This window comes from Kitasatospora sp. GAS1066B, from assembly GCF_041262605.1.
Taxonomy (GTDB): Bacteria; Actinomycetota; Actinomycetes; order Streptomycetales; family Streptomycetaceae; genus Kitasatospora.
In genome coordinates, this window is sequence record NZ_JBGCCO010000003.1 from 1 (window position 1) to 22368 (window position 22368).

Annotated in this window: 21 protein-coding genes; 2 read left to right on the forward strand and 19 right to left on the reverse strand. The window is 72.4% G+C overall.

Annotated features, from left to right (window positions below; genetic code table 11):
• Positions 1–105: 105 nt before the first annotated feature.
• From ABH937_RS03340 to ABH937_RS03360, 5 genes are all read right to left on the reverse strand, one after another.
• Positions 106–1251 carry a hypothetical protein gene (locus ABH937_RS03340; protein WP_370217139.1) on the reverse strand — a complete coding sequence of 382 codons (1146 nt, stop codon included), beginning with the start codon at positions 1249–1251 and terminating at the stop codon, positions 106–108.
• 278 nt (positions 1252–1529) lie between these two features.
• A complete protein-coding gene (locus tag ABH937_RS03345) occupies positions 1530–2171 on the reverse strand; it encodes a hypothetical protein (protein ID WP_280691167.1) in 642 nt (213 codons plus the stop codon).
• On the reverse strand, positions 2168–3367 hold the full coding sequence (locus tag ABH937_RS03350) for an MAB_1171c family putative transporter (protein WP_370217141.1): 1200 nt from the start codon (positions 3365–3367) through the stop codon (positions 2168–2170). Before ABH937_RS03350 ends, ABH937_RS03345 begins: the two co-directional genes overlap by 4 nt.
• Positions 3364–3945 carry a hypothetical protein gene (locus tag ABH937_RS03355; RefSeq protein WP_370217143.1) on the reverse strand — a complete coding sequence of 194 codons (582 nt, stop codon included), beginning with the start codon at positions 3943–3945 and terminating at the stop codon, positions 3364–3366. The genes ABH937_RS03350 and ABH937_RS03355 overlap by 4 nt, the downstream gene beginning before the upstream one ends.
• 451 nt (positions 3946–4396) lie before the next feature.
• Positions 4397–4957, reverse strand: a complete 561-nt coding sequence (locus tag ABH937_RS03360; RefSeq protein WP_280691170.1) for a helix-turn-helix transcriptional regulator — start codon at positions 4955–4957, stop codon at positions 4397–4399.
• 327 nt (positions 4958–5284) lie between these two features.
• On the opposite strand from ABH937_RS03360, the gene ABH937_RS03365 reads away from it, so the two are divergent.
• A complete protein-coding gene (locus ABH937_RS03365; protein ID WP_280691171.1) occupies positions 5285–6136 on the forward strand; it encodes an HAD family hydrolase in 852 nt (283 codons plus the stop codon).
• Positions 6137–6161: 25 nt separating this feature from the next.
• On the opposite strand, the gene ABH937_RS03370 is transcribed toward ABH937_RS03365, so the two are convergent.
• The 11 genes from ABH937_RS03370 to ABH937_RS03420 form a co-directional block, all read right to left on the reverse strand.
• Positions 6162–6983 (reverse strand): phosphate ABC transporter ATP-binding protein, encoded by an 822-nt coding sequence (locus tag ABH937_RS03370; RefSeq protein WP_370217145.1) that lies wholly within the window; start codon positions 6981–6983, stop codon positions 6162–6164.
• Between the two features lie 54 nt (positions 6984–7037).
• Positions 7038–7964: a sortase gene (locus ABH937_RS03375; RefSeq protein WP_370217147.1), complete on the reverse strand. Its 927-nt coding sequence runs from the start codon at positions 7962–7964 to the stop codon at positions 7038–7040.
• On the reverse strand, positions 7961–9802 hold the full coding sequence (locus tag ABH937_RS03380) for a substrate-binding domain-containing protein (protein ID WP_370217148.1): 1842 nt from the start codon (positions 9800–9802) through the stop codon (positions 7961–7963). The genes ABH937_RS03375 and ABH937_RS03380 overlap by 4 nt, the downstream gene beginning before the upstream one ends.
• Positions 9803–9891: 89 nt before the next feature.
• The gene (gene pstA / locus ABH937_RS03385) at positions 9892–11043 is read right to left on the reverse strand and encodes a phosphate ABC transporter permease PstA (protein ID WP_370217150.1); all 1152 of its coding nucleotides are present in this window, start codon (positions 11041–11043) and stop codon (positions 9892–9894) included.
• A 91-nt stretch (positions 11044–11134) separates the two neighbouring features.
• Complete coding sequence (gene pstC, locus ABH937_RS03390; protein WP_370217151.1) at positions 11135–12148, reverse strand: phosphate ABC transporter permease subunit PstC; 1014 nt, start codon at positions 12146–12148, stop codon at positions 11135–11137.
• 123 nt (positions 12149–12271) lie between these two features.
• Entirely contained in the window at positions 12272–14830 is a 2559-nt protein-coding gene (locus tag ABH937_RS03395) for a hypothetical protein (RefSeq protein ID WP_370217152.1), read from the reverse strand.
• Positions 14831–15181: 351 nt separating this feature from the next.
• The gene (locus tag ABH937_RS03400; RefSeq protein WP_280691178.1) at positions 15182–15778 is read right to left on the reverse strand and encodes a hypothetical protein; all 597 of its coding nucleotides are present in this window, start codon (positions 15776–15778) and stop codon (positions 15182–15184) included.
• A gap of 134 nt (positions 15779–15912) precedes the next feature.
• Positions 15913–16974, reverse strand: coding sequence for a PstS family phosphate ABC transporter substrate-binding protein (locus ABH937_RS03405; RefSeq protein WP_280691179.1), 1062 nt, complete (start codon positions 16972–16974; stop codon positions 15913–15915).
• 306 nt (positions 16975–17280) lie between these two features.
• The gene (locus ABH937_RS03410; RefSeq protein WP_370217154.1) at positions 17281–17691 is read right to left on the reverse strand and encodes a hypothetical protein; all 411 of its coding nucleotides are present in this window, start codon (positions 17689–17691) and stop codon (positions 17281–17283) included.
• Positions 17684–18331: a YegP family protein gene (locus ABH937_RS03415; protein ID WP_370217155.1), complete on the reverse strand. Its 648-nt coding sequence runs from the start codon at positions 18329–18331 to the stop codon at positions 17684–17686. The genes ABH937_RS03410 and ABH937_RS03415 overlap by 8 nt, the downstream gene beginning before the upstream one ends.
• A 148-nt stretch (positions 18332–18479) precedes the next feature.
• The gene (locus ABH937_RS03420; protein WP_370217157.1) at positions 18480–18947 is read right to left on the reverse strand and encodes a DUF3224 domain-containing protein; all 468 of its coding nucleotides are present in this window, start codon (positions 18945–18947) and stop codon (positions 18480–18482) included.
• A gap of 91 nt (positions 18948–19038) precedes the next feature.
• Between ABH937_RS03420 and ABH937_RS03425 the strand changes: the two genes are divergently transcribed.
• The gene (locus ABH937_RS03425) at positions 19039–20028 is read left to right on the forward strand and encodes a helix-turn-helix transcriptional regulator (protein WP_370217159.1); all 990 of its coding nucleotides are present in this window, start codon (positions 19039–19041) and stop codon (positions 20026–20028) included.
• Here the strand turns inward: ABH937_RS03425 and ABH937_RS03430 are convergent.
• From ABH937_RS03430 to ABH937_RS03440, 3 genes are all read right to left on the reverse strand, one after another.
• Entirely contained in the window at positions 20013–20456 is a 444-nt protein-coding gene (locus ABH937_RS03430) for a DUF6542 domain-containing protein (RefSeq protein ID WP_280691184.1), read from the reverse strand. The two genes, ABH937_RS03425 and ABH937_RS03430, sit on opposite strands and share 16 nt — an antisense overlap.
• Positions 20446–21747: an LCP family protein gene (locus ABH937_RS03435; RefSeq protein WP_370217160.1), complete on the reverse strand. Its 1302-nt coding sequence runs from the start codon at positions 21745–21747 to the stop codon at positions 20446–20448. Before ABH937_RS03435 ends, ABH937_RS03430 begins: the two co-directional genes overlap by 11 nt.
• Positions 21748–21809: 62 nt before the next feature.
• The gene (locus ABH937_RS03440; RefSeq protein ID WP_370217162.1) at positions 21810–22355 is read right to left on the reverse strand and encodes a SigE family RNA polymerase sigma factor; all 546 of its coding nucleotides are present in this window, start codon (positions 22353–22355) and stop codon (positions 21810–21812) included.
• Positions 22356–22368: the final 13 nt, after the last annotated feature.

The following is a 22368-nucleotide window of genomic DNA, read 5'->3' on the forward strand; positions in this document are numbered from 1 at the left end:
GCAGATCTGTCATACCGCCTGGCGGGCGCTGGTTCCAGGCACCCGGACCGGCCCGTGGCGGCGCACGATCGGGCGCCGCCACGGGCCCCGGCGTGCGGGTGGCCGTCAGTGCAGCTGGGCGAGCATGTTGGTGGCGTCGTCCACGAAGTAGACGCTGTCCTTGTCGCGGTCGACGGCCAGGCCGAAGAGCGCTCCCGCGCCGGGCGGGTTGCCGCTGGAGTCGAGCTGCTTGGTGGCGACCTGATCGCCGCACCAGGTGGTCTCGACGAGCAGGCCGTCGCCGCTGTTGACCGTCAGGATGTCGCCGTTGGGGGCGATGGCCAGGCCCAGCGGGCCGTTCAGGTGGTCGCCGATGGAGACCTGACGGCCGGTGAGGGCGTCGCTGTCGCGGTGCTCGGCGTCGGGGATCTCGGTGATCCGGTTGTGCAGGGTGTCGGCCACGTAGAGCTTGCCCTCCCGGCCCAGGCCCACCCCGGTCGGGCCGATCACCAGGGCGTTCGGGTCGGTCCGCTGACCGAACCCGGAGCCGATCACGGTGGTCGCCTCCCGGACCGGCGGCTGGTCGTCCCGGCCGGTGCGCAGCGTGATCCGCAGCACCGTGCCCTGGTCCACCTCGTTGCCGCCGCCCGCCACGGTGCCGTTGAGCACGTTGGTGACGAAGAGCTCGCTGCGGTCGCTGTGGCTGACCGAGGTCATGTCCCACGGGCCGTTGATGCCGTCGCCGGCGAGCGTCTCGCGGACCGTGCCGTGCTTGTCGAGCACCAGCAGGCAGCCCGCCTGGGCGGTGGCGGCGGTGCCGTCGGTGGTCGGCAGGCTGCCGACCACCACCCAACCGTCGGGCAGCACCGTGAGTGCGGTGGTCAGACCGACCCCGCCGGGGCAGGAGCCGGGCAGGTTGTTCGGGTCGATCCGGGCGAACTGGCGCACCTGGCCGTCGGGGCTGATCTGGACCAGCGTGGTGCCGGTGCCCTGCTGGTTCTGACTGTTGTTGAAGTTGCTGACCAGCACGTTGCCGGCACGCAGCTCGCCGGCGTTCTCGTGGATCACGACGGTGCCGTACGGGTTCATGTCGCCGTTGGCGGGGACCGTCGAGGCGACGTTCGACACGGTGTCGAGCGGGGCGATGAACGGCACGGAGCCGCCGGGCCGGGCGGCCACGGCGTGCGCGGTGCCGGCACCGGTCGCCATGGTGACGGTCAGCGCGGCCAGCGCCGCGAACCGGCGGGTACGGATACGGATACGGACAGTCACGTACTGCCTCCTGGGCAGGCACGGGGCAGCGCCCGGCGAATCCGGGAGCCGCTGAAGGAGTGGGGGCGAGAGCGAGGTCCGAAGTGGCGCCGAGGGACCGGCCGCCGGCCTCGCTCCTGCCGCCACGTTAGGCAGCGGCCCAGGGCCGCGCGCGGGATGCTGCGCCAAATGACTCAGCGAAGACTGAGAACTTCTGTCACTAGGCGGGGACTTGACCCCTCGACACCCCTGACCGACGTCGGCCCGGCCCAGCGCGGCTCAACGCAGCGACGCGCCGCTCAGCGCAGCGCGAGGAAGACCGGCGTGGCGACCGCCGCGCCGAGCACCGTCCCCACCAGGACCTGCGCCAGGGTGTGGTCGCGCAGCACCACCCGGGACCAACCGACCAGCGCGACCAGGGGGTAGAGCGCGAGCAGCCAGGGGCCGTACGAGCAGGCGAGCATCATGATCGCGCCGGACGAGACGGCGGTGTGCACGCTGACCTTCCACACCGTGGTGACCGCGAGGATCACCACGAGGCTGGCCAGCATCGCGGCGACCAGGGCGACCAGCGCCGCCGGGGCGCCGCCGACCAGCAGCAGGGTCATCCCGACCGTCACCGAGGCCATGATCAGCGGTATCACCACCAGCCGGTCCTGCCGCCGCCGCACGTGCCGGTCGCCCCAGTGCCCGCGCCGCTCGCCCGCCTTGATCAGCAGGATCGGGATCACCCCGGAGAAGAGCGCCGCCGTCAGCCCCCAGCCGACCCCGCTCCACCGGCCGGCCTGCCAGCCGATCAGCAGGGTGACCGCGATGATCCAGTTCTTCGGCTCGAGGCCGTCGGTGACCCGCCGGGCGAAGCGCGGCTCGGTGGCGGCGGGCGACGGCGTGGCGGCGGGCGGGGCGGCGGGGTCGACAGGGGAGACGGGGAGCGGGGTCACGGAACGTCCTGGAGTTCGGGATCGATGACGGGGATGGCGGAAGCCGACCGGTGCGCGGCGGCGAGGCTGAGCAGGCGGCGGGTCTCGGCCTCGAAGTCGAGCTCGGCGAAGCTCTCGGTGGGCTGCGGCGCGGCCTGGTGGCCGGGGAACCGGCCGGCCAGCTTCTGGGCGCCGCAGGCCCGCAGCAGCAGCGCCTCGGCCAGCTCCGGGCGGTCGGTGCCGGCCTGCCGGGCGACGCGCTCGCGCAGCTCCTCGTCGGCGTAGCCGGCCAGCACCAGCGAAGCGTCGCGGATCTCGATCACCCTGCGGTGCAGCAGCACCCGGGGGCTGCGGCCGAGCGGGGCGGTCAGCACCACCTCGGGCACCGCCGTCGTGAGCGCCGCCCACAGCGGTCGCAGCCGGCGGGCGGTGCGCCAGGCCCGCAGCGCGGTCCAGGCGCTGCCGACCGCCGGGATCGAGCTGCCCAGCAGGATCAGCGCGATCGCCGTCCACTCGATGTCGTACAGCAGCGAGGCCCGCAGGAACATCGGCCGGTCGTCGAGCTGGAGCACCACCTGGCAGACCCGCAGCGCCGCGTAGCAGAAGCCGGCCGTGGTGCCCGCGCCCAGCACCCGCAGGCCGGTGCGCAGCCAGCCGGCCGCGGCCCGGCGGGCGGAGGTGCCGAACAGCCAGGAGGCGAAGCCCATCGCGGACCCCAGGTAGCCCGCGAAGGTCAGCTCGTACACCGCCACGGGGACCGAGCCCGGGTAGTCCTGGAAGAAGTCGGCGACCTCGACCGTGTGCCGCAGCAGGCAGAAGCTGACCACCAGCCCGGCCTGCGCGGCGAACAGGACGGCCAGCTGCAGACGGCGCAGCCGGGGCGCCGACTCGGGGCGGGTGGTGGCGGTCACGAAGGCGAGCACCCCGTCGCAGGCGACCAGGCCGATCAGGTGCTTGATCACCATCACCACGTTGTGGACGCCGCTGGCCGTGTCCACCCAGTCGGTGATCGCCGGCAGGCCCAGGGTGATCGAGACCGCCAGAGCGGCGAAGGCGGTCCAGAGGGTGCGCTGGCGCGGGTTGCGGACGGCGGCGGGCAGCCGCCAGGCGGTCACCAGCCAGAGCATCGCCAGCACCAGGAGGTGGCCGAGCGACACCGGGTCGGCGGGCTGCGGAGCCGCCGCCAGCCCGGCGGCGAGCTGGCACGCGGCCGTCATGCGCGCCGCGCCGGGTGGCCGAGGGCGTCGTTGAGCCGGCTCAGCACCGCGTCGGAGCTTCGGGCGCCGACCTCCGCACCGGCCCTGGTGGCGCGCTCCAGGATCAGCGTGGCGAGCGACTCCGCGTCGGCCTCCTGGCGGCTGCTGTAGCCGTTGCGGGCGAGCAGCGCGAGCAGCCGGTCGGTGGCCAGCCCGAGCTCGGCGTCCTGCGTCGCGTGGTCCACGGCGGCGGCCTCTGCGACCCGCGCCGCCGGTTCGGCCTCGGCCCGCTCGGCGAGTCGAACCTGTTCGACGCGTTCGGCGAACTCGGCGAACTCGGCGAACTCAGCGAGCGAGGTCCCCTCGGGGGAGACGTGGCCGAGCAGCATGTGTGACACCTCGTGCAGCACGATCTGGGCCTTCAGGATCGGTGCCGCCCCCGCCTCGTAGAAGATCAGGTCGGCGGTGTCCAGGCCGACCCAGAGGCCGCACGGCAGGTCGGCACCGGCGGCGTTCTCCAGCGGCAGCAGGCGCAGCGGGCGGCCCCGCTCACGGCCGATCGCCGCGCAGAACTCCTCCAGCTGGAACGGCTGCGTCATGACCAGCCGGTCCGCCAGCTCGGCCAACCGGGACCGCGGCTGCCTGCGCCACCTCATGGCCCGCCTGCCCTCTCCGCCATCGCTCCGCCGCCGTTCTGCCACCGTTCGATCACCGGGGCGACCCGGGCCGATCCGCCGACCGTGCTCGGACGATCGAGCCAGTAGCTTAAACGCCCGGTCCCGCAGCGGTCACGTGCGGTGGCGTGCAGGTGCGGTGTCCTTGGCGTACGGCGCCGTTCACCGCGCGGACCGCCAGCACGGGGTGGGCGCAGCGGGCCGGACAGGGCCTAGGGCCTGTACGGCGGATCTTTTCGGATGAGCCCACGGCGTTGGGCGCCCGGCTGGGCGTGCGCCCGAGTCGTCCTCGTACTGGACGTACTTGGGCGATTCGGGCGTGCGTCCAGCCGGGATGCCCGGCGTCGCGGGCCCGGAAAGATCCGCCGTACAGGACCTAGGCGATCCGGTCGCGCCCGCGCCTGGCGCGGCCGACCTCGGGCAGTCCCTCGACCTCCCGGACCTGGTCGACGATCGCCCGCAGCCCCTTGAGCGCGCGCGGCGACAGGCCGGCCAGCCGGAAGGCGACCGCGCGGATGTTGCTGTCGGCCAGCACGTCGGCCAGCTCGTCGGCGGGGGTGGCCGCCTTGGCCGCGGACTTCGCGGAGCCGGCGGCGGACGGCGGCGCCACGCCCGCCTTCAGCTCGCGCACCCGGGCGTCCACCCGGTCCGCGACCGTGTCGTCCAGGAAGTACGCGGTGGGCACCCCGAAGAAGGTCGCGATGGCCTCCAGGGTCTTCACCGTCGGGTTGGTCTTGGCGCCGGTGCGGATCTGCTGCAGGGTGCCGTGCGAGACGGTCGGCCCGTCCGGTCCGGCCTGTTCGCGGATCGCCTGGGCGACCTCGTGGTAGCTGAACGGGCCGCGCCCCGCCGGGTGGATCTCCTGGAAGAGGTGGTCGAGTCTCTGCGCGAGGGTGCGTCGGCGGTCCTGGGCCTGCTCGGGCATCGACATCGCCATCGCCACTCCCTGCTCCCCCGGTCCGCGGGCGCGGCGACTGCGTCATGGCGCGCGCGGATGCTGTTTCCGTGCTGTAGGCCCCAGTATCCACTGAAATGGACGCTCGGTACGAGCGGAACGGAAAGTTCCTTCCCTTTTGGTCACTTGCCGACCCACATGTCATTACGGTTGACAGCCCAGGGAGGGTTCAGCGTATCTTTCGAGCGCGAGCCGTCCAACAAAATAGACGGCTCCCCTGGCGGCGCGCGGTCACACGGGGGTTGACCGCGCGCCGTCAATTTTTTGGACGCCCAACTCGCGGCTTGGAGCAGCTGCGAGGATGGACGGGTGACCGAGCCCGCCGCACGCCCCCGCCTGATCGCCACCGACCTCGACGGCACCCTGCTCTGCCACGGCGGCACCGTCTCCGAGCGGACCGCCGCGGCGCTGGCCGCCGCCGAGGACGCGGGCCTCCAGGTGGTCTTCGTCACCGGACGACCGCCGCGCTGGATGCGGCTGCTGAGCGGACACATCGGCGGCCACGGCGTGGCGATCTGCTCCAACGGCGGCGCGGTCTACGACGTGCGGCGCGAGCGGCTGCTGGAGAGCTTCCCGCTGAGCGGACAGGACGCCCGCGCGGTGGTGGCCAGGCTGCGCGAGCGGCTGCCCGAGATCGCCTTCGCCTTCGAGTACGAGCAGGGCTTCGCCCGCGAGCCGCACTACGAGACCCCGATGTGGGGCGACGACGAGGCGCACGCCATCGCCCCCGCCGAGCTGCTGCTGGCCGACGGCGGCACCGGCGAGTACGCGGGCGCGGCGCTCGGCAGCTACAAGATCCTCGCCAAGCACCCCGACCGCGACCCCGACGCCTTCCTCGCCGAGGCCCGGGAGGCCGTCGGCCCGCTCGCCGAGATCACCCGCTCCAGCCCGATCCCACTGCTGGAGATCAGCGCGCGCGGCGTCACCAAGGCGAGCACGCTGGCCCGCTGGTGCGCCGAACTGGACATCGACCGCAGCGAGGTGGTCGCCTTCGGGGACATGCCGAACGACCTGGAGATGCTGGCCTGGGCCGGCACCTCCTACGCGGTCGCCAACGCCCACCCCGAGGTGCTCGCCGCCGTCGCCCAGCACACGCTGAGCAACCAGGACGACGGCGTGGCCCGGGTGATCGAGGAACTGATCACCCGAGCCCTGGTCTGACTGGTCTGATGCACCGTCAGCCTGGCTATCCGAAGCGCCCGTTGACGTAGTCGGCGGTGCGCTGGTCGGCCGGCCTGCCGAAGATCTGCTCGGTCGGCCCGGCCTCCACGATCCGACCCGGGGTGTCGTGGCTGGCCAGGAAGAACGCGCAGGACTGCGAAACCCGCTGCGCCTGCTGCATGTTGTGGGTGACGATGACGATGGTCAGCCGCCCGCGCAGCTCGGCGATGGTCTCCTCGACCCGCCGGGTGGAGGTCGGATCCAGCGCCGAGCAGGGCTCGTCCATCAGCAGGATCTCCGGCTCCACCGCCAACGAGCGGGCGATGCACAGGCGTTGCTGCTGGCCACCGGAGAGCGCGCCGCCCGGGGTGCCGAGCCGGCTGCTGACCTCGTTCCACAGTCCGGCCCGGCGCAGGCTCTCCTCGATCAGGTGCGCGCGGTGCTCCCTGCTGACCTTGATCCCGGCCAGCTTGAGCCCACTGGCCACGTTGTCGGCGATCGACATCGCCGGGAACGGGTTGGGCCGCTGGAACACCATGCCGATCCGGCGCCGCACCTCGGCCGGACGGCGCCCGTGCGCGTAGACGTCCTCGCCCTCCAGCAGCACCTCGCCGGCCAGTTGGGCGCCGCGGACCATCTCGTGCATCCGGTTGAGGATCCGCAGGTAGGTGGACTTGCCGCAGCCGGAGGGCCCGATCAGCGCGGTGACCTCGCCGGCCGCCATGCTCAGCGAGACCCGCTCCAGCACCTTGTGGGAGCCGAACCAGGCCGAGATGTCCCGGGTCTCCAGGCCGGAGAGCCGGTCCGACTGGGCCGCCGGCGACTGCCCAGGGACGGTGGTGGTCATCGGACGGGGTCCTTTCGCGGGGCTGACCTCACGTCAGCTCTGGTGCACATCAGGTCAGTAGAGGTTGGGCAGCAGCGCGGCGGCGTTCTCGTAGCAGGCCCAGAGCAGCGCGGCCAGCACCGGTGCGAAGGTCAGGTAGGCGGCCCTGCGGTGCCAGTAGCGCACCGCCAGGGTGGCGGCCAGCACGGCGACCAGCAGCGCCGCCGACCAGAGCTGGAAGGCGGCCAGCGCCCCGGTGTCCTGCGCCAGCGCGTGGTCGGCCGCCACCTGTCCGGGGCGCCCGTGCGGATCGGGCTGCGGGTCGCCGTCCAGGCGGGCCCCGACCAGGACGGTGTTGGTCGGGATCCAGCCGGAGTCGCTGGTGGTCAGCACCAGCCGGTCGGGGTCGGGGTCGCGCACCGGGTGGTTGCCGTCGCCGTAGACGTTGACGGTGTAGCTGAACTGCCCCTGCCCGGTGGAGACGAAGATCTGGTCGCCGACCCGCAGTTCGGACAGCCGCCCGAACGGCGCGTTGAACGAGGCGCCGCGCCCGAACAGCACCGAGACTCCGGCCTGGCCCGGCAGCGCGGTGTCCCGCCGGTGGCCGGGGCCGCGCATCAGGTCGCGCCCGGTGGTCCCCTCGACCACCACCGCGTGGTGCAGGCCGATCTTCGGGATGTCCACGATCGCCACCGGCTGGCCGTCCGCCGCCGAGCCGACCGGCGCGGTCGCCTGGGAGAGCTGGTAGCGGAAGGTCTGGTAGGCGGCGGCCTGGTAGTGCATCTCCTGCAGCGGCGAGAGCGCGGTCAGGTAGACCGCGAAGCCGAGCAGCAGCACCGAGAGCAGCGTCGCCGCCCAGCCCACCTGCAGCACCCGACGGCGCCCGACCGGGACCTGGGCCGCCGCCGCGTCGGATCCGGGCTCCGGCAAGGTCGGCAGCACCACGGTGTCATCGGTGGCCGAGGCGTCGGTGCCCACCGGGGCCTCGGTCGCGGCGGTCATCGCGGGCCTCCCGAGGAGCCGGCCGCCCGGCGGCGGCGCAGCCAGCCGCCGAGGAACGGCGGGACGGCCACCACGGCGAGCAGTTCCAGCGCGGTGATCGTGGTCAGCGTCCAGTTCTGCGGCCGGTCGCCGACGTTGACCACACTGGCGGCCACGTCGCTCGCACCGCCGCCCCCGCCGGCCGGGACCACCTCGCCGGTCTGCGGATCGACGGTGGTGCCACCGGAATCCGCGCCGGCGGACGCCGAGCCGTCGCCGCCCGCACCGGTCCCGGTCGCGGCGCCGCCCGAGCCACCGCCGGAGCCGGAGCCGCCGGCGGTCCCACCGGTGCCCCCGCCGGAGCCGGAGCCCTTGGTCGAACCACCCTTGCCGGTACCGCCCTTGCCGCCCGCCCCGGCGCCGGCCGAACCGCTGCCGCCACCGGAGCCCGAGCCGCCCGCCGAGGGGCCGCCCGTGGTGCAGGTGAGCGGCTGGCTCTGCTGGTCACAGGGGTTCGGCTGCGGGGCGTTCTTCAGGATGATCAGGTTGCCGCTGCTGTCGAAGGTCGGGTTGGGGCAGTTGTTCAGCGAGTTGGGGTCGACGTTCCCGGCATAACCGGGGATCTGCGCGACCTGGAGCAGGCCGCCCTTGACCAGGCCCCGGGGGATCGGCGAGTACCCGATCGAGTCGATCCCGCTGGTGCCGGTCGCCTGTCCCCCGCAGAGCACGTAGTCGAGGTACTGGCTGAGCGCCGCGCCCTTGGGGTCGGTGAACTTCGGCGGCGGGTTCAGCGTGGCGCCCTTGCGCGGCACGATCACGTAGCTGTAGCTGGAGATGGGGTACGAGCGCGGGTCGGCGTTGGTGTAGACGCCGTCGAGGTTCTGCTGCAGGTAGTTCGGGTCGGTCGGCGGGGTGTTGTCGTCCACCCCGCGGATCTTCGCCGCGGTGAGCGCCACCGCCACGTTGGAGGCGGTGGGCAGGCTGTAGTACCCGGCCGGGTTCAGCACCTTGACCACCGGCCAGCCGCTGGTCAGCGCGAACGCGTACTCGTCGTAGCCGATCGCGCCGAGGCCGGAGGGCTGCTCGATGTAGTGGGCCACCTGGTCGGACCCGTTCTGCGCGAGCATCCGGCCCGACGGCGGGAAGAACTCCGTGTAGTCACCGCAGGTGACGCCGTTGACGCCGGAGCAGTACTGGTCCCACTGCCCCTGGTGCGTGTGCTCCATCCAGCGGGTGAACTGCGCCGTCGCACCGGAGCCGTCGGAGCGGACCACGGGCGTGATCGGGATGTGCGGCAGCGCCTTGCCGTACGCCGCGGTGATCTTCGGGTCGTCCCACCAGGTCAGCTTCCCGGTGAAGATGTCGACCAGGTCGTCCGGCGTCAGGCGCAGGTTGGTGATCTGCTTCCCGCCGATCGCCAGGTTGTACATGAACGCGGTGCCACCCGCGGTGATCGGCACGTAGGAGAAGCCGTAGGTCGGGTTCTCCGCGCTCGCGATACCCGAGCCCTGCTCCTGCTGGTTGGCCCCGGTGTCGATCGCGGTGCGGAACGGGACGTCGGAGGCGGTGAAGTCGTCCTGCCCGTTCTCCCACTGCTGGCGGCCGGCCGCGGAGCCGTTCGGGTTGAAGTTGATGTTGATGCCCTGCGAGGCGACGTCGGTGCGCCACTTCTCGATGGCCGGGCCCGCCCAGCTCGACCCGTCGGAGTTCAGGGTCGTGGCGGCGAAGGCCGGGCCGGCCGGCCCGAGCAGCACGGCGAACGTGGTGAGCAGGAAGGAGAGCAGCAGGGCCAGCACCCGGCCGACCCCTCGGCTGGCGCCCGGCGAGCGGGCGGGGCGGTGAGCGGTGGCCCACGGCATGGCACGTCCTCCTATGGAACTGTCTGCGAGGTGGCGGTCTTCGAGATGCCGGTCTCCGCTGCGGGAGCCCGGCCTGACGGGGAACCGGTTCATCGGGCGGCCGCCTGACGGGCGAGCCTGCGGCGCTGACGGGCACTCAGGTCGCCCGGTCGCCGGCCGCCGATCAGCCGGGCGACCACGAAGAGCACCAGCACCATGGCCATCAGGGTCAGCCCGGCGGCGAAGCCTCGCGCGATCATGCTGGGGTACGGCTGGCGGACGTAGGTCCAGATGTAGAGCGGCAGGCTCATCTGGTGGCCGGCGAAGGGGTTGGAGTTCATCCCCGACGTGACACCGGCGGTGAGCAGCACGGGCGAGGTCTCGCCGATGCCGCGCGCCATGCCGAGGATCACGGCGGTGGCCAGACCGGGGCGGGCGGTCGGCAGCACCACGTTCAGCACCGTCCGCCACTGGCTGCCGCCGAGCGCGTAGGAGGCCTCCCGCAGGGTGCCGGGGACCAGCCGGATCACCACCTCGGCGGCCCGGGTGACGATCGGCATCATCATCACGGTGAGCGCGATCGAGGCCGCGAAGCCGCTCGCCTCGAACCCGAAACCGAGGATCACCACGCCCAGCACGAACAGGCCCGCGACGATCGACGGCAGCGCGGTCATCGCCTCGACCAGGGTGCGCACCGGACGGGCCGTGCGGCCGCCGACCTCCGACATGAAGACCGCCGCGGCGATGCCCAGCGGCACCGCGAAGAGCGTGGCCAGGCCGATCTGTTCGAGCGAACCGATCACCGCGTGCAGCGCGCCGCCCGAGGTGATCGGCGAGACGGCGGAGGTCCGGGCCATGGTCTGGGTGAAGAAGTTGCCGTGCTCGGCGGCGTGCAGGCCGCGCATGGTGAGGAAGACGAGTTGCTCGACGATCAGGCAGGCCAGCAGCAGCCCGGAGCTCCAGGCGATCAGCGTGACGATCCGCTCCCGGACCATCAGCCGGGGCCACTGCACGATCCCGAGCGCGTAGCTGAAGCCGAGGAAGAGCAGGTACCAGAGGCCCAGGAAGCCCTGGGCACCGCTGAACGGCAGCAGCCGCTCGTAGAGCAGCCAGTCGAGGGCGAGCGATCCCGCCAGGGCGGCGAGGAGCGTGCCGGCCTCGGCTCGGGTGACCCCGCCGAGCCGGCGGCGGCGCTCGACGGCCTGCGGCACGGGGGCCGGAGCGGCCGGCGCCGAACTCCCGGTCAGCTGGACGGTGGTCACGGTGGTGTCCCCTTCGGGTCCGATGGACTGGGTCGTCAAGTGGGCTGGTCAGCAGATGAGTTGGGACATCGAGTGGAGTGGGTCGGCGCGGTCAGTCCGCCGTCGCGGCACCGGACCGGGAGCGGTTGACCACGATGCCCGCCAGCACGTTGACCACCAGGGTGACCGCGAAGAGCACCAGGCCGGCCGCCATCAGCGCGGAGAGCGCGAGGCCGTCGGACTCGCTGAACTGCAGCGCGATCAGGGCGGAGATCGAGTTGGCGCCGGCCTCCAGGATGTGACCGGTGAACTTGAACGACGGCGAGATGATCAGCGCGACCGCGATGGTCTCGCCCATCGCCCGGCCGAAGCCCAGCATCACCGCGCCGATCACCCCGCCGCGGCCGAACGGCAGCACCACCGTGCGGACCATGCCCCAGCGGGTGCTGCCGAGCGCGTAGGCGCCCTCGCGCTCGCCCTGCGGTGCCTGCGAGAAGACCTCGCGGCTGAGCGAGGTGATGATCGGCGTGATCATCAGCGCCACCACCAGGCCCGCGATGAAGGTCGAGGAGGTGTAGGAGGTGCCGATGTCACCGGTGCGCACCTTGAGGAACGGCAGGATGCCGCCCAGGTGCAGCGCCGTCCAGCGGACCACGCCGAGGATCCGCTGCTGGAGGAAGAAGAAGCCCCACAGGCCGTAGATGATGCTGGGCACCGCCGCCATCAGGTCGACCATGGTGACCAGCGCGCGGCGCAGCCGCACCGGCGCGTACTCCGAGATGAACAGCGCGGCCGCCAGCGAGACCGGGACGGCGAAGACGAGCGCGACCAGCGCGATCAGGATGCCGTCGGGCAGCACCGCCGCGATGCCGAAGACGTGGGCGGAGGGGTGCCAGGCCTGGGTGGTCAGGAAGGACCAGCCGGTCGCCCGGAAGGCGTCGGTGCCGCGCACCAGCAGGAAGAAGGCGATCATTCCCATGATCGCGAAGACCGAGTAGCCGGCCAGCCGCAGCACGCCGCGGAAGACCAGGTCACCCCGGGTCGCGGGGGCCGTGATCGTCCGTGGACGGTCCAGCTCCGGCGGGGGCGCGGACGGCGGGGGCGCGAACGGTGGTGCAGAGGTCATGGCGGATCAGCTCTCCGGCTCCGAAAGGATGGGGCACCCCCGGCCGCACGGGCAGGGGGCGGGTCGGTCCTCGGGACGGCCGGCCGGGCCCCGGGGGGCGCCGGCCGGCCGATCGACGCGGGCTCAGCCCGTGCGGCCGCCTGCGCCTGCGCCCCGACGCAGACGGGTGAGCAGCCGTGCACCGGCCGCCGTACCGCTGACCAGCAGCGCGGCCGGGCCACCGACCAGCAGCACCGCGCCGACGATCAGCACCACCGGGAGCAGCAGCCGGGCCACCCCGGCCCGGTCGGGCGACGGGGTGCCGGCGGCCACCGGAGCAAGTCCCGAGCCGGGCGCGGCGGCGGAGGCCGAGGCGGACGGAGCCGGCGAGCCTGCGGACGCGGCACCGGGCGCGGGCGGGTTGCCGGCGCCGGAGTTGTCCCCCGCGCCCGTGATCCCGCTGCCGGAGTTCCCGCTCACTCCCGAGTTGCTGTCGGTACCGCTGTTGTCCTGCGCCACCGGCTGGGCGGCGGTCTGCGCCGCGGGCTGGGTGGCCGGCGGCGTACCGGGCGTGGTGGTCGGCGGCGGCGTGGCCGGCGCGACCTGGTTACCGGGCAGCGTGCCGTCCTGGGCGGCGACGTGTGCGATCGCGTCCTGCGCGAACCCTGCCTGGGCCGGCGTCAGATCCGCGTAGCCGGGGCCGAGCTTGCCGGGCTCCCGCCCGTACAGCTGGCCGCCGCCGAAGTCCGTCACCTGCTGGAGGAACTGGGAGACGGCGGTCGTCTTCGCATCGCCCAGGTTGGCGGTCGGCGCCATGGCGTACTGCACCATGGTCAGCGGGTAGGCGTTGGGGTCGTTCGCGTAGGACGTGCCCGAGGCGCCGTACGGCAGTTGCTGGGTGTAGGTCTTCGGATCCACCGGCATGTCGGAGACGGCGGCCTGCATCGAAGCCAGCGTGGGCGCGACGAAGGAGCCCTGCTGGTTGAGCAGTTGGGCCTCGGGCAGGCTCATCGCCTGGGCGTCGGCGCTGTCCACGATGCCGATCAGCTGGCGCTGGCCCACGTTCTGCGCCGGGCACCGGGGGTAGAGACCGGTGTGGTCCACCAGCTCGCAGGTGGGTGTGGCGGCCAGGACGTGCCGCACCGTGTCGGTGAGCCCGCTGATCACCGGCGCCCACTCGTACTGCTTCTCGTGGTAGTCCGTGCCGTCGATGGCGACGAAGCCGCTGGAGTCCTGCGGAACCAGGATGTCGGTCGGGTAGCCGGAGAACGAGGGCCGCAGGTAGTCGGGGTCGACGTGCATGCCCCAGTTGTCGGGCGCGCCCTGGAGGAACGCGGCGGCCTGCGGGTCGGCGATGATCCAGGAGGTGAGCCGGCGCACCATGTCGCTGGAGTTCCCGACCACGATGGGCAGGCTCTGCGGAACGGTGTCGCAGGCGGGCCACTGCGCCGGGGCGATCAGGCTGGCCGGATTGAGCGCCAGGAACTCCGGGTCCTGGAACAGGCATTCCGGGTTGCCCTTGACCGTGGCCGCCGCGAACGCGTCCGGACCCTGCGAGTACGACTGCGTCAGTTCCTTGGCCAGCAGTCGCGCGTTCAGCCGCAGCTGCCGGATCTGCCGGCCGGTGACCGGATCGTCGACCTCGAAGACCACCGAGATGGCGGAGTTCACCAGCGGCACGTAGACGTAGGGCCGGGGAGCCGCTCCCGTGTCGGGGACGGAGGTCAGGGCCACTTCCGCGCCGCTGCCGCCCAGGAAGGACTGGCGGGCCTGCGGCTCGCCCTGGGAGGTGTAGGCGGCGTAGAGCGGGCTGGTGGCCAGGCAGGCGCCCGCACGCCACTGCTGGAGCGCCCGCTCGGCCATCGGCAGACCGGCCATGCTGAAGGCGGAGTTCCCGGCCGCGCAGCTGGCGGCGGTCGGCGCGAAGGTCAGCGGCACCACGGTCTTGTTCGCCCAGGCGCAGGCCTCGCCCGAGGCGTACGACGGCGACCCGAAGCTCTGCTGGACCGTGACCTGGTCCTCCGCCGTGAAGCGGACCCCTCGGTCGTAGGTGTGCACCTCGCAGTGCGTCGTACCGGGCGGCTGGTGCTTCAGGAAGGCGGTCAGCCCCAGGCTGTCGCCACCGTAGTTCGGTTCCACGACGATCGAGCACGCGTGGGTGGCGTCACAGCCCAGCGACGGGCTCTGATCCGCCGTCCAGGTCTCGATGTCCGCCGAGCCCGAACCGTCCGGCCCGGTCACCGCGAGCGCCGCGTTGGACGGGAGGTCGGGCGTGGTGGTCCCGGGCGCCGGCTCCTTCTGCAGGAAGCCCTTGGAGCCGTCGGCACCGTAGAGGCTGGAGCCGTAGCAGTCGGTGATCCGCGGATCCGTCCCCCGGCACTCGTAGACGCGAACCGCGTAGTCGACCTTGGTGTTCTTCGGCACCGCGTACGTCGCCGGCCCGCCCCCGCTCTGGTTCACGCTCGGCGTGAAGCCCGTCCAGGACACGTGCACGACCTGGTCGGTCAGACCGGTGGTGGGCGTGACCGTGACGCTGCCGTTCGGCCCGGTGGTCCCGGCCCCGGTGGTCCCGCTCGGAATCCAGACCGGCGGCCCCTGCACGGTCTTCGACCCCGAGTCCGCGTGCGCCTGCTGGACGGTGCCGGCACCGAGCGGCAGCACCGCGAGCAGGGCGACGACCGCCCAGGCCACGGTGGCGGACAACCATGCTCGAGCCCACCATCCGAGCCCTCTCGGGCTCCGGTCACGGACTTTCATCAGGGATACCTCCGGCAGTGCACGGTGCGGGCGTGCGATGGCTACGGGCATGCGAATGGACCCACGGATTCCCGTAAGTCCATTCGCCCATGGCCACATGACACTTGATGGCTGGTCAGATGTACGAGACCCCAACCGGGCCCCGATGGCAGGGGGGAGCGGGCCCGCCCCGTGGCCCGCGCCATTGCCCGCGCCCGTTGCCCGCTCTGTTGCCCGCTCTGTTGCCCGCCGCAAGCGCCGACGGGCCCACGCGCGGTGCGTGAGCCCGTCGGACCAGCCATGCCGGAGCAGGAGAGGTCAGCTGCCGGCGGTGAACGTCAGCGTGCCGGTACCGGCGTGCTGGCGGCCCGCGAAGAAGGTGGTGCCCAGCGCGTTGTCCACGAACGCCGCACCCGACGCGTCGATCTCCAGGTCGCTGGAGTTGAGGGTCTGGGTGGTGCCGCTGGTGCTGATCACCGGGCGGGCCGGGTCGAGCAGCTTGACCGCGGTGGTCTGCCCCATCGGAACGCCGGTGAGCGCCCACTTGGAGGCGTCGAAGGCCAGGTTGTTGAAGATCACGGTCTTGCCGTTGGTCACGTTGACCAGCAGCAGCCCGCCGCCGAGCTGCGCGGCACCGTAGAAGCCGGACAGGTGCACCGCACCGCCGGTCACCGGGAAGGTGGCGGAGAGACCGGTGGTGGTGTTGAAGCCCGGGGTCGCGTTCGGCAGCGCGATCGCGATGATGCCGCTCTGCAGCGAGTTCTGCAGGAAGGTGCTGTCCTCCTGGACCACCAGGCTGCCGGACGGGGCAGTGGTGGTCGCGGTGTCGGCCAGCGCGCTGTCGCTCAGGCCGGTGACCGCGAGGGCGGCGGCGATGGCGACGGTGGCGGCGATTCTGGGGCTGATCCGGCGCATGATGATCTCCTTCGTGCACGGCATTGGGCTGGGAGCGGCCCGACGGCCAGGGAGAGTCCCTGGCCGTCGGGTGTGGTGCTGGTCCTGCTGGGTGCTACCGGTTGCTGCCGGGTGGTGCGGTCAGGCGAGTTGGCTCAGGAGTGGACGACGGCGCCGCAGGCGAAGGCCGGCAGGGCGGCGAAGCCGTAGCTGGCGATGTCGGCGGCGGCGGTCGAGTCGTTGCAGATCCAGCCGCTGGCGCCGAAGATGTTCTGCAGCGCGGTGGCCTGGGTGCCGGTGCCGTTGAACTCCGAGTCACGGACCACGTTGTAGACCGTGCGGCCGTAGTTGCTGCCGGTGAAGGTCGGGTTCAGGGCGTTGCTGGCGATCGGGTTGACGCCGTCCACGCTGCGCAGGGTCAGCGAGCCGGGGGCGTCGCTCGTGGTGGTGTGGCCGCCCACGGTCTGGCCGATGTAGTGCGCGGCGGAGTACGGGAAGATCACGTTGGCGTCGGTGAAGACCGAGTCCGTGCCCTCGTTCTCCTCCGGGGTGTAGCTCTGCACGCAGGAGCCGGGGGTGAGCGCGGTGGTGCCACCGTTGATCGCCGTCAGGAAGAAGGCCCGGGTGCCGGAGTTCAGCTGCGGGATGTAGGCCTTGATGGTGGCGTTCGGGCCGGTGTAGCCGGAGACGTCGGTGATCTGGTTCCAGTTGGTGATGGTGCAGCTGTAGATGCCCTTGAGGTCGGCCGTGGTCAGGTTGGCCGGCGCGTTGCCCGTGCTGTTGCCCGCCCAGGCGACACCGTCCTGCGCGAAGGCCACGAAGTCGTCGGTGGACGGGTCGGTGCTCTGCGGGCCACGCGAGGAGCGGGCGAAGTCCACCGTGGTGTGGGTGTTGTTGTTCAGCGCGGAGATGCCGCCGCCGGAGCCGTTCGGGCGGGCGATGGTGCTCGCACCGGTCTTCGGCGTGATGTTGCCGGCCGGGGTGGCGTCCCAGCTGTAGAGGCGCGGCGAGGTGGTGTCGTGCGCCGCGGTCAGCGAGGCGTTGTAGTCGGTCGAGAACTGGTTCAGCACGGCCTGGATGGTGTCCGAGCCGGTGCCCACGATGTCCTGGGCGGCCGGGGTGACGGTCGGGTCGGCGGTGGCCTGGCCGGCGGCGACGGTGGCCAGGGAGGCGGCGATCGCGACGGTCGCGAACAGCTTGGCGGCGGTGTGACGCATGGTGCTTTCCTCCGGTGGGAGAGGCAGGCATGACGTTTCCGGGTCCGGGTCGAACCCGGTTGCCTGGGGCCGGTGTTGCTCCGGCCCGTCCGGCGGGACCGATCCTGTCCAGTCGGCGGCGGCGCCGGAAGCTCCCTTCTCATCTGCGGGAGTGCCGGTGAACTTTCGGGATTTGTCGACATGGAGGTTTACTCGCAGGCCTGGAGCATCGGTTCGTGGACTGTCGCATCGCCCTCCGGGGCCCTGCCACTGCCTGACGTTCTTCTCGCGGTGGCGATTCGGGTCGCAACCGGCAACCTCCAGGCCTCACCACGGCCACCGGCCCTCGCCGCCGGTGCTGCGCAACTCCCGTTCCAGCGCGTTGAGTCCACTGCGAAAGCCCTCGACACCCTGCCGGCACTGGTCGCGCCGCAGATAACCGCGCGCGCTGCGGGCGACGGGCTCCTCGCCGGCCGGATCCGGGCGGGTGCTGCGCGGCGGCAGATAGGCCGACCAGCACCAGGCGCGCAGCTGGTCCTGCGTGAAGGCGTAGCGCAGCGAGGCCCGTTCGATGAGCAACTCGCGCAGCGCGGCGACGAGTTCCGGCTCGGATCGGTAGAGCCTTGCGGATACCGCGAGTTGGCGCCCGTTGCCGGCCGCCAGCGACCAGCCGACCGACCGGCCCGCACCCTGCACGGCGAGCAGGCGCGGGCCGCGCACAGCGGGGCGTTCAGGCATCGCCGCCGGATCTCAGCGGCGGCGTGGGCGCTTCAGGTGCTGCGGGTGCTGCGGGTACCGGGGGTGCTGCCGGTACTGCCGCTTCTTCTGTCACCACGGGTTCGGGGGAGCGCTCCCGCGACTCGCCCGCCTGCCGTTCCAGCAGCGCCACGAAGCGCCGGAACGAGTTCTGACAGGTGGCGTACCGCTCGTACGCCCGGTTCGAGCGCGCATCCGGCACCCCCCGCGAGCCGGGCACCACCCAGATCCAGCCGATCCCGTCCCTCACATGAGTGATGCGCGCCGTTAACTCGGCCGCGTCCGCGCGCAGGGCCGCGAACACCCGGTCCGCCTCCTGCGGCGAGTCGTACACCGGGGACGAGACCGCGACGATCCGTCCGTTCGGTGCCTTCAGCTGCCACTGGTAACGCCCGTTCGCCGTACGCTCGACCTGAAATCCGCCCCGGACCGGGTCCGTGCCGACCCGACCCCCGCCTTCTCGGCCCACCAGGCCCCACCCGCCCCTGTCCCCGGCGCCACGCGACCCCGAGGGTTGCCGGGACACGTGGGCGTCGCGTAGAGATCCCGTGCTCGGCACCCAACCGGCCCAACCGTATGTGTGCAGAGCTGGACCCAGATAGGGCCGATCACCGTTCGGCACGTCTATTGGCCGGGAAGTTCTCTCTCGTTAATGTTCAACTAAATGCACAACTGACCTTCCAGGCAAGACGAATGAGTGGACTACACCAGAACGGCACGAAGCCGCCCGACCGGCGGCCGGGCGGCCCACTGCTGACGGTCCGTCAGGTTCAGGCCGGTCCGCCGCGGCCGATCTCCTGCCCGAGGTCGTAGCTGAAGACGTACGGGACGACCGACTCACCAGGACGCGCGCGGAAGCTGCCACTGCCGCGCAGCTCTGCCAGCGCTCCGGTGCCCGAGCCGGGGACCACCTCGAACTCGCAGTGAATCGTGCCGTCCTCGGTGAAGCTGCCGCGATGGTCCAGCACGAAGCTGCCGGGGCGGCCGTCGAGGGTGCCGGTGAGCAGTTCCAGGCCGTTGAAGCCGCCGGTCTTCTCGGTGGCGTAGACCAGGGTGTACTCGCAGCTGCCGGCGGCGGTGATGCCGCCGGCGAAGTCGTTGGTGACGGCCGCGCGGGCCAGGCGCGGGACGGTCGTCGGCTCGGCGGGAGCGATCACGGTCTCCACCCAGTTGGCGGAGGTGAACTGGCCGGTGGTGCCAGTGGTGGTGGCAGTGCTGGTGGTGCTGGCGTTGGTCATGCGTGCGGTCCTCTCCAGGAATTGGGGTGCGGGACCAGCTTCTTCGGCATACCTGACACCTTCTGTCAGGTATCCGAGCAGAATGTCGGCCATGCGCGCCGATCGGCTCCTCTCCCTGTTGTTGCTGCTGCAGAACCGCGGCCCGCTGACCGCGCCGGTGCTCGCCGCCGAGCTGGAGGTCTCGGTCCGCACCGTCTACCGGGACATCGAGGCCATCGGCGCGGCCGGCGTCCCGGTGCTGGCCGAGCGGGGCCCGGCCGGCGGCTACCGGCTGGTGGAGGGCTACCGCACCCGACTCACCGGGCTCACCGAGGCCGAGGCCGGCTCGCTCTTCCTGGCCGGTGCGCCCGGCCCGGCCCGCGATCTCGGGCTGGGCGCCGCCCTGGCCACCGCCCAGCTCAAGCTGCAGGCCGCGCTGCCGAGCGGCTCGATGGAACGGGCCCAGCGGGTGCGGGACCGCTTCCACCTGGACGCGCCCGCCTGGTTCCGGGAGGCCGACCCGGTGCCGTGGCTCGGCGACCTCGCGCAGGCGGTGTGGGAGCAGCGGGTGCTGCGCTGCGAGTACCGGCGCTGGAACGGCCCGGTACGACGCGAGCTGCGGGCGCTGGGGCTCGTCCTCAAGGGCGGCATCTGGTACCTGGTGGCAGCCGCACCGGACCTCCCCAGGACCTACCGGGTCTCCCGCTTCCTGTCCGTGGCACTGACCGAGCAGACCTTCGAGCGCCCGGCGGACTTCGATCTCGCCGCGCACTGGGCCGAATCCAGCGAGCGGCTGAACGGGATGCTCTACCAGCAGGACGCCGACCTGCGGCTCTCGCCGCGCGCCCTACGGCTGCTGCCCGCCCAGTTCGGCGCGGCGGGCGCCCGGGCCCTGGAGAGCGCCGGACCGCCGGACGAGGACGGGTGGGTCCGGGTGACGCTGCCGGTGGAAGCGCTGCCGGTGGCGGTGGGCGACCTGCTCCGGCTGGGCCCGGAGGCCGAGGTCCTGGGCCCGCCGGACCTGCGGGCGGCGGTCGCCAGGGCGGTGACCGCCCTGGCGGCGCGCTACGCGGTGGGGGTGGTCGACTACTCCCCCGGCTGAAGCCGCCTGCGGCGCTCGGCCGCCGAGCGGATCGCGATCACCAGCAGCGCGGCCCCGATCGACCAGGCGGTCACCGGGAACGCGTGGACGGCCCAGCGCACCGCGCCGGTGGTCAGCGCCTTGCCCCGGTACTTGTCGCCGTGGCAGAGCAGTTCGGCGCCCGCCGTGAGCCCGAGCACCAGGACCGGCGGCGCGGTGACCACCCACCAGCGGCCCGCCGGGCCGCAGACCCAGGCCGCCAGCAGCGTGCCGAGCACGGCACCGACGGCGAACGCCCGGCCGATCCCGCCGCTGGTCGCCTCGTCCAGCACGGCGCCCAGCAACGGCAGCCCGACGGCGAACGGCGCGGCGGCGGCTGCCGCGCGGGGCCGCTGCTGCGGTCTGGGCCGGTGGCGGGCAACTGTCCGCGGTGTGGAGTCAGTTGACACAAGGGATCCCTTCGCCGTGGACCGCTGACCCCTGCGCGGGCAGTGCGGCGTTCGGGTCAGGCGCCGCGGTGCCCGGCGCCACGGTGCCCGAGGTGGCCGGGTTGTCCCCGAACCGCTGCTGCACAATTCGCCGGATCAGCGCCGGGTCGACCGTGTCGACGTCCTCGCTGCGTCCTTCGCCGGTGACGGTCGCGAACCCGCTGACAGGCAGGGTGTTGTACTCGACGTTGCCGCCGACCAGGTCCGGCACCTGCTGCATGAAGTCCAGCAGGTTCCACTGGTCGTCGATCACCAGATCCTTGCGCACCAGGTTCAGCAACTGCTGCGTCTTGCCGAGGACGCCGAGGACGCCGTCCGTCTTGAGCTTCTGCACCACCGAGGCCACGAAGGCCTGCTGGCGGTGCGTTCGGTCCAGGTCGCCGTTGGGCAGACCGTGCCGCTGCCGGACGAAGGCCAGCGCCTGGGCCGGGTCCAGGGTGTTGAGGCCGGCCCGCAGGTCGGCTCCGGAGTCCCGGTCCGAGGTTGCGTGGTTCACGCAGACCTGGACGGGGCCGACCGCCTGGGCGATGTCGTAGAAGCCGAGCAGGTTGAACTCGGCGAAGTGGTCGATCGGCACGCCGAGGAACTGCTGGACGGTCTCGATGGTGGCGGTGCGGCCGGCCTCGCGGGTCTGCTGCTCCAGTTGGGCGGGCGACAGGCCGGTGCCCTGGAGCTTCGCCTCGGCGGTGGCCTTGGCGATGCCGTAGACCTCCTCGATCTTGTGCATCTTCCCGTCGGCACCGGCCGACTGCACGTAGTCGTCGCGGGGGATGGAGACCGCCTGGACCTTGCCGTCACCGCCCGCCGGGACGTGCAGCACCAGCAGGGTGTCGGTGTTGTAGCCGCCGATGTCGCTGCTGGAACCGGCGTGCAACTGGTCCTGGACGAACGGGCCCGGCAGGTCGCTGCCGTCCATCGCCTTTCGGCTGTCCAGCCCGATCAGCAGGATGTTGACGCCCGTGTCCAGCCGCGGCGGCGCGCTCGTGGCCGCCGCGGTCAACGCGTGCGAGGTGGGCACCGGGTGGCCGACGCCCAGCGCGGCGGTGAACAGGCCGCCGGCGCCGATCACCGCCAGCGCCGTGACGCTGCCGGCGATCGCGGCGATCCGGCGGCGCCGACGGCGGACCCGGCCACGGGCCAGGCCACCGGTCACCAGGGGCTCGGCCACGCTCCGGACGTCCTCGGCCGCTCGGTCGAAGGCGCGGACGAGCCCGTCCTCGAAGTCCGGGTCGGGCTGCGGATCGGCTGGCATAGGGGGTCACCGTCTCTCGGTCTGAGGCTGCAGCTGAAGCTGCTGGAGGCTGGATGGGTCGGTCAGCGGACGGCGAGTTCGGCCAGCGAGTCGCCGAGCAGCACCCGCAGCCTGGCCAGCGCCCGCACGCTGCGGGTGCGCACGGCTCCGGCGTTGGCGCGCAGCACCGTCGCGGTCTCCTCGACGCTGCGGTCCTCCCAGTACCGCAGCACCAGCACCGCGCGGTCCTTGGCCGGCAACTGGGCCAGCGCCTCGGTCAGCGTGATCCGCAGGCTGGCGTCCACCTCGTGCCCCGTGCGGTCCGGCAGCACGGCCGCGGGCCGCTCCCGGTTGCTGCGCCGCCGCTGGTGCGAGAGGAACTGGCGGACCAGCACGGTCTGCGCGTAGGCCGCCGGGTCCGCTATCTGCCCCGACCGCTCGGGCCTGGTGGTCCGGTGCCAGTGCGTGTACATCCGCCCGAGCGTCTCCTGCACCAGGTCCTCGGCCAGATGCCCGTCGCCCCCGGTCAGGAAGTACGCGGAGCGGTACAGCTGTCCCGAGCGTCCGGCCGCGAAGGCGAGGAACTCGTCCTCCATCGCTTCGCGCGCGCTACTGCTGCTCTTGGTCATCACCACTCCCGAT

Coding starts and splice junctions, on each gene's coding strand:
- ABH937_RS03350 (WP_370217141.1), bottom strand. CDS start 3,367: ATGACGGCCGCGTGCCAGCTCGCCGCCGGGCTGGCGGCGGCTCCGCAG.
- ABH937_RS03355 (WP_370217143.1), bottom strand. CDS start 3,945: ATGACGCAGCCGTTCCAGCTGGAGGAGTTCTGCGCGGCGATCGGCCGT.
- ABH937_RS03360 (WP_280691170.1), bottom strand. CDS start 4,957: ATGGCGATGTCGATGCCCGAGCAGGCCCAGGACCGCCGACGCACCCTC.
- ABH937_RS03370 (WP_370217145.1), bottom strand. CDS start 6,983: ATGACCACCACCGTCCCTGGGCAGTCGCCGGCGGCCCAGTCGGACCGG.
- ABH937_RS03375 (WP_370217147.1), bottom strand. CDS start 7,964: ATGACCGCCGCGACCGAGGCCCCGGTGGGCACCGACGCCTCGGCCACC.
- ABH937_RS03380 (WP_370217148.1), bottom strand. CDS start 9,802: ATGCCGTGGGCCACCGCTCACCGCCCCGCCCGCTCGCCGGGCGCCAGC.
- pstC (WP_370217151.1), bottom strand. CDS start 12,148: ATGACCTCTGCACCACCGTTCGCGCCCCCGCCGTCCGCGCCCCCGCCG.
- ABH937_RS03400 (WP_280691178.1), bottom strand. CDS start 15,778: ATGCGCCGGATCAGCCCCAGAATCGCCGCCACCGTCGCCATCGCCGCC.
- ABH937_RS03405 (WP_280691179.1), bottom strand. CDS start 16,974: ATGCGTCACACCGCCGCCAAGCTGTTCGCGACCGTCGCGATCGCCGCC.
- ABH937_RS03410 (WP_370217154.1), bottom strand. CDS start 17,691: ATGCCTGAACGCCCCGCTGTGCGCGGCCCGCGCCTGCTCGCCGTGCAG.
- ABH937_RS03420 (WP_370217157.1), bottom strand. CDS start 18,947: ATGACCAACGCCAGCACCACCAGCACTGCCACCACCACTGGCACCACC.
- ABH937_RS03425 (WP_370217159.1), top strand. CDS start 19,039: ATGCGCGCCGATCGGCTCCTCTCCCTGTTGTTGCTGCTGCAGAACCGC.
- ABH937_RS03435 (WP_370217160.1), bottom strand. CDS start 21,747: ATGCCAGCCGATCCGCAGCCCGACCCGGACTTCGAGGACGGGCTCGTC.
- ABH937_RS03440 (WP_370217162.1), bottom strand. CDS start 22,355: ATGACCAAGAGCAGCAGTAGCGCGCGCGAAGCGATGGAGGACGAGTTC.